We start from the raw sequence: 12,976 nt of genomic DNA on the forward strand, positions 1-12,976 counted from the left end.
GGTGAAGACTACGCTGGTCACCACGTGAGCGTTCTCGGTGAACCCCATGGCCCGGCACGCCCCGCCGACTTCGGAGGAATGATGAGTCAGCCCACCCACCCCTCAGGTGCAGATGGTGAATGGCAGCAGGGCCCCGACGGACAATGGCGCAAGGCGCCGCCGGAGCAGGACGCAGCCGGAGGTCCGGTGCCGCCGGCCCAGGCGCCTCCCGGCCAGGCTCCACCGGCCCAGACCTCCCCGGGCCAGGTTCCGCCCGGCCAGGCGCCTCCTGGCAGCGGATCGGGTGCCGCGGGCGGTCCTGCAGCTCGACCCGCTGCTCAGCCCGGGGTGCCGGTGGGTGCGGGCGAGGAGCAGGGCTGGGGCGTGGCGATGCACCTGGGCGGGGTCTTTCTCTCCTGGCTGGTGCCCCTGGTGCTGTGGCTGGTGTTCCGCGAGCGCAGCCGGATGCTCGATGATCACGGCAAGGAGGCGCTGAACTTCCAGATCACCTTGTTCATCGCCTATATCGTCGGCGCGGCCACGACGATCATCCTGATCGGCTTCCTGATCCTGTTCCTGGCCTGGGTGCTCTCCGTTGTGTTCAGCATCTTGGCCGCGGTCGCCGCCTACAATCGTCGGCCCTACCGCTACCCGCTGACGATCCGCTTCATCAAGTGAGCCTGCTCCAGGTGAGCTGACCCAGCCGGTCCCGCAGAAGCTCAGCCGGATCAGCTCTTGCGGTTGTAGAAGTACATCGAGAGCGGGCCGAAGACCCCGATCAGCACCGCGCAGTAGACCAGCACCAGGGTGACGCTGGAGAACTGTCCGACGCCGGCCATGAGCTCACGGATCGCGGTCACCACGACCGAGACCGGGTTGACCTCCACCGCACCCTGCAGCCAGCTCGGCATCGTGGCGGGGTCCACGAAGATGTTCGAGGCGAAGGTCAGCGGCATCATGATGAACATCGAGATGCCCATCGCGGCCTGTTCGGTGCGCACCAGCAGCGAGATCACCGTCCAGACCCAGGAGAGGCTGAAGCTGAAGACCAGCAGCAGCACGAAGGCCATCAGCACCCCGACCATGCCGCCCTCGGGCCGGAAGCCCATCAGGAAGCCCACGCCCAGGATGATGGTGCCGGCGAGGACATAGCGGACCTGGTCTCCCAGCAGCGCGCCCACCAGCTGAGCCGGACGCCAGGTGGGCAGCGAGCGGAACCGGTCGAAGACACCTTTGGAGATGTCGCGGTTCAGCGTCAGGCCGGTGTACATGGTGATCATGATCATCGTCTGCACGAAGATCCCGGGGATCAGCCACTGCACGTAGCCGTCCACCGATCCGGCGATCGCTCCGCCGAAGATGTAGGTGAACATCACGGTCATCATGATCGGGAAGACGGTGACGTCGAATAGCTGCTCGGGGATGTGTTTGATCTTCAGCAGCGCCCGCCACCCGTAGGTCAGCGAGGCGCTGACCGCGCCCGCCGGGGCTGGTCGTTGATCTGCCGGGACCAGGACGCTCCTGATCCGCTGGTTCTGGTCCTGCGCCGTGGTGGTCACGCCGCCTCCTCCTGTGCGTCTGCGGTCGCGCCGTCAGTCGCCTCGGGTGCTGTCTTGTGGCCGGTCAGGGCGAGGAACACCTCGTCCAGGCTGGGCTGGCCCAGCGCGAAGGTCTCCACCGCGAGCGCGGAGTCCTGCAGCGCGATGAGCGCGGCGGCCGCGCGGGACTCGTCTTCGAGTCGGACGGTGAGCGCCGCCGGGTCTGATTCGCGCAGGACCTCGGCCAGCAGGGTGCGGCCGAGGATCGCGGCGGCCTCTTCACGGCGGGCCGGGTCGGCCACCCGGACCTTCAGCGCGCCGGTGCCGACCTGGGCCTTGAGCTGCCCGGGGGTTCCTTCGGCGATCACCTTGCCGGTGTCGATGACCGCGATCCGATCAGCGAGCTGATCGGCCTCCTCCAGGTGCTGGGTGGTGAGCAGGATCGTGGTGCCGCCCGCCACCAGGGTTCGGATGATGTCCCAGACCTGGTTGCGGCTGCGCGGATCGATCCCGGTGGTGGGTTCGTCCAGGAACATCAGCTGCGGGGTCACGATGAGCGAGCCTGCGATGTCGAGGCGGCGGCGCATGCCTCCGGAGTACTTCTTGACCTGCCGGGCGGCCGCTTCGGTGAGGCCGAAGGCATCGAGCAGCGTCATTCCGCGGACCTTGGCCTGGCGGGCGTTGTAGCCGAGCAGCCGGCCCAGCAGCATCAGGTTCTCGATCCCGGTGAGATCCTCATCGAGGGAGGCGAACTGGCCGGTGAGCGCGATCTTCTCACGGATCGCCTTGGGCTCGGTGAAGACGTCGTGGCCCAGCACCCGGGCCTCCCCCGCGTCGGGGCGCAACAACGTGGCCAGCATCCGGATCGCCGTCGTCTTCCCGGCCCCGTTGGGGCCGAGCACGCCGTAGATGCCGCCCTGGGCGATGTCCAAGTCGATGCCGTCCACCGCGGCGGTGGAGCCGAACCGTTTGACCAGCCCGCGCGTTTCAATGGCTGGCACACTCATGCGCAGCGATCCCCCTGGAAATGGTGCTGAGAAGCTCGATGTGATCAGCTCGCCGCTGCACGCGGTGAAGCCCGATTTCACGGCTCCAGTCTAGTCCGCCGCCGGCGCAGGGGAACCCCTCTCAGCCCAGCTGCTGCCAGAGCCAGCGGTAGATCAGCGCATTCATCATCGCCTGCTGCGCGGGGTTCGCCGCGCCGCCGTGGCCGCCCTCGGTGTTCTCCCAATAGGTGACGTCGGCGCCGAGCTCCTCCAGGGCCGCAGTCATCTTCCGGGCGTGCCCGGGGTGCACCCGGTCATCACGGGTGGAGGTGGTCAGCAGCACCGGCGGGTAGTCCACGCCCTCGCTGACCAGGTGGTAGGGCGAGAAGCTCTGCATGAACTCCCAGTCGGCGGTCTCCGGGTCGCCGTATTCCGCGCGCCAGGAGGCCCCGGCGAGCAGCTGGGCGAACCGGCGCATGTCCAGCAGCGGCACCTGGATGACCACCGCACCGAAGAGCTCGGGATACTTCGCGAGCATGTTGCCGGTGAGCAGTCCGCCGTTGGAGCCGCCGCGGCAGGCGAGCTTCTGAACCGTGGTCACCCCGGTGCGCACCAGGTCCCGCGCGACCGCGGCGAAGTCCTCGTAGGCGCGATGCCGGTTCTCCTTCAGCGCGGCGTGGTGCCAGCCGGGACCGTATTCACCGCCGCCGCGGATATTGGCCACCGCGAAGACTCCGCCGGCCTCCAGCCAGGCCTTGCCGGCCAGCCCGAGGTAGCTCGGGGTCTGTGAGATCTGGAACCCGCCGTAGCCGTAGAGGATCGTCGGGTGCGGCTCCGGTCCGGCGATCTGGGCGGCGCCAGGAACCGTCTCGGGGTCGGCGGCCTCCACCGCCTGGACGGCGTCGGCCCGGCCGATCAGGAAGTACGGGATGCGGGTGCCGTCGGCGCTGGTGGCGAAGCTCTGCACCGAGGCGAGACCGTCGGAGTCGAAGCGTTCGGGCGCCTGTTTGATCAGCTCCAGCGACGCCGGCGCGCCGGTGCGCAGACCCTCCAGGGTGCCGCGGTAGAGGCTGGTGGGGGTGACCCAGTCGTTGCTGGTGACCCAGACCTCCTCGGACTCCTCCTCGTCCACCGCTGCCACGCCGAGGGACCCGTGGAGCTCGCCGAAGACGGCGCTGGCCCGCCATCGGCCGGCCTCGCGCCAATGCGCCTCGACCCGGTGGATCACGTCTTCCATGATCGTCACCAGGATGGTCTCACGGGTGACCGTCACGCCCAGCAGCGCGGCCGACTCGGTGGGTTCGAAGAGCACCCGCAGCTCGGGCTCCCCGGCGATGAACTGCTCGGCGTCGCCGACGATCAGGCTGCCGCCGCGGTAGGCCACGCCGTGGTGGGTGAAGTCGGTGCGCGGGCGCAGCACGATCAGGTCCCGGTGAAAGCCCACGGAGACGTCGGTGGGCACCTCGATCAGCGTCATCGCGTCCTGCGCGGAGGGATCGATCAGGTATGTCTCACGGTCGTAGAAGCCCAGCAGCCTCACCCCGAAGTGCCGCTCGAATCCGGGGGTGCTGTCGAAGCCTGCGACGGCGGTCATATGGTCCGTCTCGACGCTGAGCACCGCCTGAGCGTCGGCGAGCGGGGTGCCGCGATGCCAGCGGCGGGCCACCCGCGGGTAGCCGGAGCTGGTGACCGCATCGGCGCCGTCGTCGTGGGTGAGATAGACGGTGTCGGCGTCGATCCAGCTCAGCCCGCCCTTCCCCTGCGGACGGTGGAACCCGCCCTCGGACTCCGGGATGAAGCTCCGGGTCACCAGGTCGAATTCGCGGGTCACGTCGGCGTCGGAGCCGCCCGGAGACAGCGAGATCAGGGTGTGCCGCCACGGGTTCGTGGCAGGCTGGCCGGCGGTGTCGGCTGGCGGGCTCTGACCACCGGCGCCGCGCGGACGCAGCACCTCGGCGCCATGCCAGACCCAGGTGACCCCCTCCTCGGCGCTGAGCGCGTCCAGATCCAGCAGGACCTCCCAGTCGGGGGTCGCGCTGCGGTAGGAGTCCTCAGTGGTGCGCCGCCACAGGCCCTGCGGGTGCTCGGCGTCGGTCCAGAAGTTATAGAGGTGCTCTCCGCGCTTGGTCACCCCGGGGATCCGGTCCGAGGCGTCGAGGATCTCGCGCAGCTCGGTGCGCAGCGGATCGAACGCCTCGTCCTGGATGCGCTCCTCGGCCCGGGCGTTGCGCTGATGCACCCACGCAAGCGCCCGCTCCCCGGTGACCTCCTCGAGCCAGAGATGCGGATCGGCCTGCGCCGGATCGAGGTCGGGACTGATCAGGGGTTTCACCGAGGGGACTGTCATCCCCCAATCCTAGCCACCTGCGTCGTGCCGCGGCTCTGGCGAGATCAGCCGGTGTTCTGCAGGCCGGCGGCCACGCCCTTGAGCGTGATCAGCAGCAGGTTGCGCGGATCATCGATCTGATCATCGGCCAGCTTGCCCGAGCGCAGCACCCGCAGGGCGCGCAGCTGGATCAGCGAGAGCGCATCCACATAGGGGTTACGCAGCTGCACCGCCCGGCCGAGGACCTGGTGCTTCTCCAGCAGCCGCCGCTGGTCGGTGATCGCGAGCACCCATTTGGAGGTCAGGTCGAACTCCTCGAGCACCACCGCGGTGAGGTCCTCGCGGTCCCCCAGCGCCAGGTACCGCTCGGCGATGCGCCGGTCGGTCTTGGCCAGGGACATCTCGATGTTGTCGATCAGCGCGCGGAACAGCGGCCATTCGGCGTAGGCCTGGCGCAGCTGCGCAAGGTCCTGCACCGATTCCAGCGCGCTGCCCAGCCCGTACCAGCCGGTGAGGTTGATCCGGGCCTGGCCCCAGGCGAAGTTCCACGGGATCGCGCGCAGGTCTTCGAGGGATTCCACCGAGAGTCCGCGCTTGGCCGGGCGGGAGCCGATGGCGAGCAGCCCGACCTCGTCCTGCGGGGTCACCTCGGCGAACCAGGGCGCGAAGCCCTCGGCGTTGACCAGGCCGTGGAAGCGTTCCCGGGAGACGGCGTCCATCTTCTCGGCGAGTCCGGCGTAGCGCCGGGCGGCCTCGGCGTTGCGGCGTTCGGTCGAGGGTGCCGAGGCCATCAGCGTGGCGGCGGCGACCTGCTCGATGTGGCGCAGCGCGATCTCCGGGTTGCCGTAGCGGGCGGAGATGACCTCCCCCTGTTCGGTGACCTTGAAGCGCAGATCCACCGAGTGCGGGGGCTGCGCGAGGATCGCCCGGTTCGCAGGTCCGCCGCCGCGGCCCAGCGCGCCGCCGCGACCGTGGAACTGGGTCAGCGTGATCTCGTGCTTGATCCCCCAGGCGGAGATCTTCTCCTGCGCCTCATAGAGCGCGAGGGTGGCGGAGACCGGGCCGACGTCCTTGGCGGAGTCGGAGTAGCCCAGCATGACCTCCATGCGCCGGCCGGTCTGCTCCAGCCGGGCCTGCACGGCCGGGTTGGTCAGCATCTCCTCGAGGATCTGCGGGGCGTTGCGCAGGTCCTCATAGGTCTCGAAGAGCGGGATGACGTCGAGCACCGGGGCGTTCTCGGGTCCACCGAGCGCCTTCTCGGCGAGGGTGTAGACATCGGCGAGGTTCTGCGCGGACTGGGTGAAGGAGACGATGTAGCGCCGAGCGGCGTCGACTCCGTAGCGCTGCTGCACCGAGGCGATCGCGCGGAAGGTCTCCAGCACCTCCTCGCCCGGCACGGCCATCTTCTCCACCGAGTCGGGGTCCTCGAGCCAGGCCAGGGTCTGGGCGTGCACCTTGGAGTGCTGGCGGACCTCGAGCTCGGCGAGGTGGAAGCCGAAGGTCTGGACCTGCCAGATCAGGTCCTGCAGGTCACCGTAGGCGGCCCGGTTCGCGCCGGCCTCCACGAGGGAGTCCTGCACCACCCGCAGGTCCGCGATCAGCTCTGCGGGCACGGCGTAGGCCAGATCGGCGTTGCGCTCCCGGGTGGCCTGGATCCGTCCGGTGATGGCGAGCAGCACCTGGCGGTGCGGCTCTCCCGGGGAATGCTGGGAGGCCTGCTCGGCGAGCTCCTCGGAGAGCTGGCGCTGCCGGTTCCACAGCGCATCGAGCTTGCGGCTCGGCGGGGTGTAGCGGTCATCGAGGGTCAGCGACATCCCGGTGCGGCGGGACCGATCTTCCAAGTCGGCCAGGACCCGGTCGGCGGCCTGGGCCACGGCCTTGCGGGTGATCGTGGCGGTGACGTTGGGGTTGCCGTCCCGGTCTCCGGCGATCCACGAGCCCAGCCGGATGAAGGCCGGCGCCTTGGGCGCCTGCGCGCCGGAGTCCTCGCCCTGGAGCCAGTCGTCCATCCGGCGGTAGGCCTGGATGAACACCGAGGAGAAGGAGGAGTCGAAGATCCCCAGCGCGGTGCGCACCTCGTCCAGCGGTGAGGGGCTGGAGACGCGCAGCTGCGCGGTGCGCCACATGTTGTCGATCTCTTCGAGGAGCTCGCGCCGGTTCTTGGCCAGCTCTGTGAAGCCGATCCGCGGATCATCGCGCACGTCGAGCAGCGCTCCGATGCGGCGCACCGAGGCGGTGATCGCGTTGCGGCGGGCCTCGGTGGGGTGGGCGGTGAGCACCGGGTGGAAGCGCAGCTCCTTGAGCCGGCGCTCAGCCTCGCGCTCGCCGACCTCTTCGGCGAGGTGGGTGAACGCAGCGGCCACCGAATCTGAGGGCTGCTGCTGGGCGAGCGGCAGCTCACCGTCACGGGTGCGCAGGGTCCGCACGCGGTGCTGCTCCTCGGCGAGGTTCGCCAGCAGGAAGTAGGAGGTGAACGAGCGGGCGACCTCTTTGGCCCTTTCGGCGGAGAAGGAGGAGACCAGCTCCTCGGCGCGCTCCAGGATCTCGCCGCTGGAGTCCTCCAGTGCCGCGATGGTCAGTTCGCGCAGCGCCTCGACGTCGGCGAGCAGACCCTCGGAGCCGTATTCCTGGAGGACCTGGCCGAGCAGGCCGCCGAGCAGGCTGACGTCGCGGCGCATCGCCTCGGGCACCTCATGGGTGGCTTCGACGCGGGTGACGCTGCCGGTGGCCGGCGAGCTCGCCTGCGCGGGGACGGGTGTTTCCTGGGGCATGTGAATCTCCTTCTCGGATGCTTCACGTGACCCCATCGTCACGCTGATGAACTTGTCCTGCTGCTGCACTTCATCGAACTCTGAACTTCAGGGACTGCCGGGGCGCCCGATGTGGCGGCGCTCACTGCGTCTGGGGCAACACGTTATCAAGACTGGTGGCGGCTTCGAAGTCCGGTGCTGCCGGGCCACGGTTCACAGAACGTCAGGCTCAGCCCCATTCGGCCTCCCGCAGCGAACGACGACGACGCTCCAGCTCCATCAGCTCACGGTTCAGCGCCTGGTGCTCCTCTGGGTTGTGGGAGGCGTCCATGCGCTGGAGCCGGCCCAGCAGATTGGCCTTCTGGTGGGTGATCTTGAGCTCCACCAGCCGGTTGAGGATGGACTGGCAGTACTTCTCCAGATGCTCGTCGCTGTTGGTGGGCAGCGAGGTGACGGCCAGCTCGGAGACGAAGGACTTGATCGGCTCCGGCACCTCGTCGCGCACCGCCTGGACCCAGTTGCGCGGATCCGAGGCGGAGGCCGCGGCGATCCGCACGCCGTCGTGGATGGCCTGGTGCACCGGTGCGGTGAAGCGCACCGTGAAGATCTCCTCCCACTGCTCCGCGGTCAGATGGGTGGGGTGCTGCAGGATCACCTCCAGCGCCTGACGCTCCATGAGCACCGCCGGGTCGCGGGTGTCCGGGCGCGGATAGCCCGGCGCGCTGCGGCGCAGCTGCTCCCCGTCCGGTTCGCCCTGACGCTGATTCCCCTGCCGCTGACTGCCTGTGCCCTGGCTGTTCGCGGCGGCCTTCTCGGCCTCCTGATGGGGTGAGGGCTGGTGCTTCTGCGCGTAGGCCACCGCCCGGGCGACGTCGTCCATCTCGGCTCCCAGCCAGCCGGCCAGTTCGCGGGTGTAGGCCGGGCGCAGCGCCGGGTCCTTGATCGCGCCGACGATCGGGGCGGTGGCGCGCAGCGCGCCGACCCTGCCCTCGATGGTGTTCAGGTCGAATTCGCGCAGCTTCGCCCGGATCGCGAACTCGAAGAGCGGGGTCTTGGAGCTGATCAGCTCGCGCACCGCCTCATCGCCGCGGTGCTGACGGATGTCACAGGGGTCCATGCCTTCGGGGCCCACGGCGATGAAGGTCTTGGCGAGGAACATGTGGTCCTCCTTGAACGCCTTCAGCGCGGCCTGCTGGCCGGCCGCATCACCGTCGAAGGTGAAGATCACCTCGCCGACGCCGCCCTCGTCGGAGATCAGCCGGCGCGCGATCCTGATGTGGCCCTCGCCGAAGGCGGTGCCGCAGGTCGCGACCGCGGTCTCCACCCCTGCCACGTGACAGGCCATGACGTCGGTGTAGCCCTCCACGACCACCAGCTGGCGCTGCTTGGCGACGTGACGCTTGGCGTGTTCGATCCCGTAGAGCACCTGCGACTTCTTATAGATCGCGGTCTCGGGCGAGTTCAGGTATTTCGGGCCCTTGTCGTCCTCGTAGAGGTGGCGGCCGCCGAAGCCCACAGTGTTGCCGGTCATATTGCGGATCGGCCACATCAGCCGGCCGCGGAAGCGGTCGTAGATCCCGCGTCCGCCGGAGGAGAACATCCCGGTCTCGGTGAGCTCCTCGTCGGAGAAGCCCTTGGAGCGCAGGTGTTTGAGCAGGTTGTCCCAGCCTTTGGGGGCGTAGCCCACGGAGAACTGGGCGGCGTGTTCGCGGGTGAAGCCGCGCCCGGTGAGCATCTCGCGGGCGGTCTGCGCCTCGGGGCTCTGCAGCGCGGCCTGGAAGAACTCGTCCGCGATCTTGTGCGCGTCCAGCAGCCGCTGCCGGCGCCCGACCTCCGCCTTGTCCGGGCCCTTGCCGCCGTCCTCGTAACGCAGCTCGATGCCCATTCGTCCGGCGAGCTTCTCCACGGTCTCCTGGAAGCTGGTGTGCTCCATGCCCATCAGGAACGCGATCACGTCACCGGATTCTCCGCAGCCGAAACAGTGGAAGGTGCCGACCTGCGGTCGGATGTGGAAGCTCGGTGAGCGCTCGTCGTGGAAGGGGCAGAGGCCCTTCCAGGAGCCGATGCCGGCACCCCTGAGCGTCACGTACTGCTCGACCACCTCGCGAAGGTCTGCGCGCTCACGGACGGCGTCGATGTCTTCGCGTTTGATCAGTCCGGCCATGGCTCTAATCTACTCGGCACGGCCAAATGCCGAGCGGGTGTTCCCGGCCCTGTGGAGGGTGCCGGGGACTGGTGCTCGGGTGTGCGCAGGTGGTGGCGCGGCGGAGCGGACCAAGTCTGGCTAGGCTGGGATCATGACTGAGCTTTCCGGACGTGAGCGTGTGCAGGCCGACGCCGATTCCCGCGCGGTGACCCTTGAATTCGTCCAGCGCGGACCCTCCTCCTCGCTGGAGGAGGCCGCCGAGAACCTCGGGGTCGCGCCGCGGGAGATCGTGAAGACCCTCGTCGCCAAGGCCAAGCTCACCCAGTCCGCCACCGAGCACAGCTACGTGGTGGCGCTGATCCCCGGGGACAAGCAGGTGGACTGGGCGAAGCTGCGCAGGCTGGCCGGGATGAAGAAGATGTCGATGACCGCGCCGGACGAGGCCGTGGCGGCCACCGGGTATCACCCCGGCACCATCACCCCCTTCGGCGCCCGCACCCCCGAGGGACAGGTGTGGCCGGTCTACGCGGATGAATCGATCTCCGGGCGGATCGCCATGGGAGCCGGGGAACCAGATCTCAACCTCTTCGTGGAGGCCGCCGAGCTGTTCGAGGCCTTCGACGTCGTCGTCGGCGACATCGGGAAGTAACACCCCACCTCCCGCGTCGAGGGGCGGAGGATCAGGCGAAGAGGCGGTTGAAGACCGGGCGGCCGTGGACCAGGGTGGCGTACCACTCGAGCGCCGCACCGTCGGTGAGTGAGGCGATCTGGTCGATGATCGCGCGCTGCCGGGCAGCCTCATCGGAGGCGTCGTGGAAGTCGGCCTGGAAGGGCGGCTCGAGGAACTGGTCCCCGGTCTCGGTCAGCAGCCCGTGCAGGCCCTCGATGACCTCGCGCTGGCGGGCGTAGACCGGCTTCTGCTCGCGTGAGGCCATGATGTAGGTCGCGGCGATGCCCTTCATCAGCGAGACCTCCTCCAGCGTCTCCACCGGCACCACCAGGTCGGCCTCGTGGCGGACCAGCGGACGGTCCCCGTAGACCTCGCGGGTGGCGGTGAAGATGGCGTGGCAGAACCTGCCGATCAGCTCGCTGGTCATGTTCTTCAGCGCTGCCAGCGCCTGGCGGGAGCCGTCGGACTCCCCCACCCAGGCACCGGCGGAGGAGAGCCGCTCGAGCGCGGCCTCGATCCGCGCCGGGTCGGTCTCGGGCAGGTACCACTCGTGGGTGGTCTGGACCACGCGGCGGCGCTGCAGCGGGTCGGCGAGGAACTTCAGCTGGAACCGGCCGTTGACCACGCCGTCCTCGATGTCATGCACCGAGTAGGCGATGTCGTCCGCGGCGTCCATCACCTGGGCCTCCATGGACTGGCGTCGGCCCTCGACGCCCTGTCGGATCCAGTCGAAGACCTCGACGTCGTCCTCATAGGCACCGAACTTCTGGCTGCGGCTGCCGTCGGGCAGGGTCGGAGCCTCATGGGCGCGCCAGGGGTATTTCACCGCGGCGTCGAGGGAGGCGCGGGTGAGATTGAGCCCGGCCGAGCGGCCGTCGGGGTGGAAGCGCTTGGTCTCCAGCCGGGTCAGCAGCCGCAGCGTCTGCGCGTTGCCCTCGAACCCGCCGTGGGGTGCGGCGAGGTCGTTGAGCACGGTCTCCCCGTTGTGCCCGAAGGGCGGGTGGCCCAGGTCGTGGGAGAGGCAGGCGGCGTCGACGACGTCGGGATCACAGCCCAGCAGCCGGCCGAGGTCCCGGCCCACCTGGGCGACCTCCAGCGAGTGGGTCAGCCGGGTGCGGGAGAAGTCGTCGACGTCGGGCGAGACGACCTGGGTCTTCGCGCCGAGCCGGCGCAGCGCCGAGGAGTGCAGCAGCCTGGCCCGGTCGCGCTCGAAGCTGGAGCGGTAGACGGACTTGCCGTGTTCGGGCACCCAGCGGGCCTCGTCGGCCTCGGTGTATCCCGGTCGCAGGGCGGCGTATCCGCCCTCCACCCGCTCCACGTTCTGCGCAGTCATGGGGTCAACCCTAACCGCCGGAGATGTCGACCTCTGCGGCCTGGATCATCTCGCGCTGCGCCTCGTCGAGCTCCTGGGACTCCAGCCAGTCCTGCGGCAGGTGCACCTTCTTGGGCGAGCCGGCGCGGCCGCGCGGGCCCTCGGCGTCGGCGCCGGGGTAGCTCAGGGTCTGATCCAGCTGCCCGAGCAGGTCCTCGAGCTGGGCCATGGATTCCACCGCGACCAGCTGGGTGCGCAGGTGCGAGCCCACCGCGTAGCCCTTGAAGTACCAGGCCACATGCTTGCGGATGTCCTGCATGGCCTTGCGCTCGTCGCCGTCGAAATACGGGATCAGCATCTGCGCGTGGCGAAGCAGGGTGGCGGAGACCATGGGCAGGTCTGGGCGGTGCCGCTCCGTCCGGCCCTCGAAGGCGGCCTGGAGGTCACCGAAGAGCCAGGGCCGGCCCTGACAGCCGCGGCCGACGACGACGCCGTCCACCCCGGTCTGCTCCACCATCGCCACGGCATCCTCTGCGGACCAGATGTCACCGTTGCCGAGCACCGGGATGTCGGGCAGGGATTCGCGCAGCGCGGCGATCGCGGACCAGTCGGCCTGCCCGGAGTAGTGCTGCCGGGCGGTGCGTCCGTGCAGGGCGACCGCGGCCACCCCGGAGTCGCGGGCGATCTTGCCGGCCTCTATGTAGGTGAGGTGGTCCTCGTCGATGCCCTTGCGCATCTTCACGGTCACCGGGATGTTCGCCTTCGACGCCTCTCGCACGGCGGTGGCGACGATGGACTCGAAGAGCCGGATCTTCCAGGGCAGCGCGGATCCGCCGCCCTTGCGGGTGACCTTGGGGACCGGGCAGCCGAAGTTCATGTCGATGTGATCGGCGCGGCCTTCTTCGACCAGCATCCGCACCGCGTGGCCGGTGGTGACCGGGTCCACCGAGTACAGCTGCACCGAGCGCGGGACCTCGTCGGGCTCGTGCTTGATGATCCGCAGCGATTCGGGCCGGCGCTCCACCAGGGCGCGGGCGGTGACCATCTCGTTGACGAAGAGCCCGCCGCCGTAGTCGCGGCAGAGCCGACGGAAGGCGGTGTTGGTGATCCCAGCCATCGGGGCCAGCACCACCGGGGTCTTCACCGTGATGGGTCCCAGGGTCAGCGGCGGCAGCAGCGCGGTGCCCTGCCCGCCGGCCCTCGGTGCGCCGTTCTCGAGCGCGCCGGTGTCCAGCGCCGCGGTGTCGGTGGCCTCAGCGGTCATGGGCT

Annotated in this window: 9 protein-coding genes; 2 read left to right on the forward strand and 7 right to left on the reverse strand. The window is 69.3% G+C overall.

What is annotated here, in order from left to right:
* The first annotated feature begins 24 nt into the window (after window positions 1-24).
* Window positions 25-657, forward strand: a complete 633-nt coding sequence (locus LTH93_RS04315) for a DUF4870 domain-containing protein (protein WP_241470184.1) — start codon at window positions 25-27, stop codon at window positions 655-657.
* A 50-nt stretch (window positions 658-707) separates the two neighbouring features.
* Here LTH93_RS04315 and LTH93_RS04320 read toward each other — a convergent pair whose 3' ends face one another.
* The 5 genes from LTH93_RS04320 to dnaG form a co-directional block, all read right to left on the reverse strand.
* Complete coding sequence (locus tag LTH93_RS04320; protein WP_241463815.1) at window positions 708-1,538, reverse strand: ABC transporter permease; 831 nt, start codon at window positions 1,536-1,538, stop codon at window positions 708-710.
* Window positions 1,535-2,524 (reverse strand): ATP-binding cassette domain-containing protein, encoded by a 990-nt coding sequence (locus LTH93_RS04325; RefSeq protein ID WP_241470185.1) that lies wholly within the window; start codon window positions 2,522-2,524, stop codon window positions 1,535-1,537. Before LTH93_RS04325 ends, LTH93_RS04320 begins: the two co-directional genes overlap by 4 nt.
* A 121-nt stretch (window positions 2,525-2,645) precedes the next feature.
* The gene (locus LTH93_RS04330) at window positions 2,646-4,850 is read right to left on the reverse strand and encodes a prolyl oligopeptidase family serine peptidase (RefSeq protein WP_241470186.1); all 2,205 of its coding nucleotides are present in this window, start codon (window positions 4,848-4,850) and stop codon (window positions 2,646-2,648) included.
* A gap of 44 nt (window positions 4,851-4,894) precedes the next feature.
* The gene (locus LTH93_RS04335) at window positions 4,895-7,600 is read right to left on the reverse strand and encodes a phosphoenolpyruvate carboxylase (protein ID WP_241470187.1); all 2,706 of its coding nucleotides are present in this window, start codon (window positions 7,598-7,600) and stop codon (window positions 4,895-4,897) included.
* A 208-nt stretch (window positions 7,601-7,808) separates the two neighbouring features.
* The gene (gene dnaG / locus LTH93_RS04340) at window positions 7,809-9,743 is read right to left on the reverse strand and encodes a DNA primase (protein ID WP_241470188.1); all 1,935 of its coding nucleotides are present in this window, start codon (window positions 9,741-9,743) and stop codon (window positions 7,809-7,811) included.
* 133 nt (window positions 9,744-9,876) lie between these two features.
* Between dnaG and LTH93_RS04345 the strand changes: the two genes are divergently transcribed.
* Window positions 9,877-10,374: an aminoacyl-tRNA deacylase gene (locus LTH93_RS04345; protein ID WP_241463809.1), complete on the forward strand. Its 498-nt coding sequence runs from the start codon at window positions 9,877-9,879 to the stop codon at window positions 10,372-10,374.
* 31 nt (window positions 10,375-10,405) lie between these two features.
* Here the strand turns inward: LTH93_RS04345 and LTH93_RS04350 are convergent, their stop codons facing one another.
* Window positions 10,406-11,728, reverse strand: a complete 1,323-nt coding sequence (locus LTH93_RS04350; protein ID WP_241470189.1) for a deoxyguanosinetriphosphate triphosphohydrolase — start codon at window positions 11,726-11,728, stop codon at window positions 10,406-10,408.
* A gap of 10 nt (window positions 11,729-11,738) precedes the next feature.
* On the reverse strand, window positions 11,739-12,971 hold the full coding sequence (gene dusB / locus LTH93_RS04355; RefSeq protein ID WP_241463805.1) for a tRNA dihydrouridine synthase DusB: 1,233 nt from the start codon (window positions 12,969-12,971) through the stop codon (window positions 11,739-11,741).
* Window positions 12,972-12,976: the final 5 nt, after the last annotated feature.

It is taken from the genome of Nesterenkonia sp. DZ6, assembly GCF_022565835.1.
Lineage (GTDB): Bacteria > Actinomycetota > Actinomycetes > Actinomycetales > Micrococcaceae > Nesterenkonia.

Coding starts and splice junctions, on each gene's coding strand:
- LTH93_RS04325 (WP_241470185.1), bottom strand. CDS start 2,524: ATGAGTGTGCCAGCCATTGAAACGCGCGGGCTGGTCAAACGGTTCGGC.
- LTH93_RS04330 (WP_241470186.1), bottom strand. CDS start 4,850: ATGACAGTCCCCTCGGTGAAACCCCTGATCAGTCCCGACCTCGATCCG.
- LTH93_RS04335 (WP_241470187.1), bottom strand. CDS start 7,600: ATGCCCCAGGAAACACCCGTCCCCGCGCAGGCGAGCTCGCCGGCCACC.
- dnaG (WP_241470188.1), bottom strand. CDS start 9,743: ATGGCCGGACTGATCAAACGCGAAGACATCGACGCCGTCCGTGAGCGC.
- LTH93_RS04345 (WP_241463809.1), top strand. CDS start 9,877: ATGACTGAGCTTTCCGGACGTGAGCGTGTGCAGGCCGACGCCGATTCC.
- LTH93_RS04350 (WP_241470189.1), bottom strand. CDS start 11,728: ATGACTGCGCAGAACGTGGAGCGGGTGGAGGGCGGATACGCCGCCCTG.
- dusB (WP_241463805.1), bottom strand. CDS start 12,971: ATGACCGCTGAGGCCACCGACACCGCGGCGCTGGACACCGGCGCGCTC.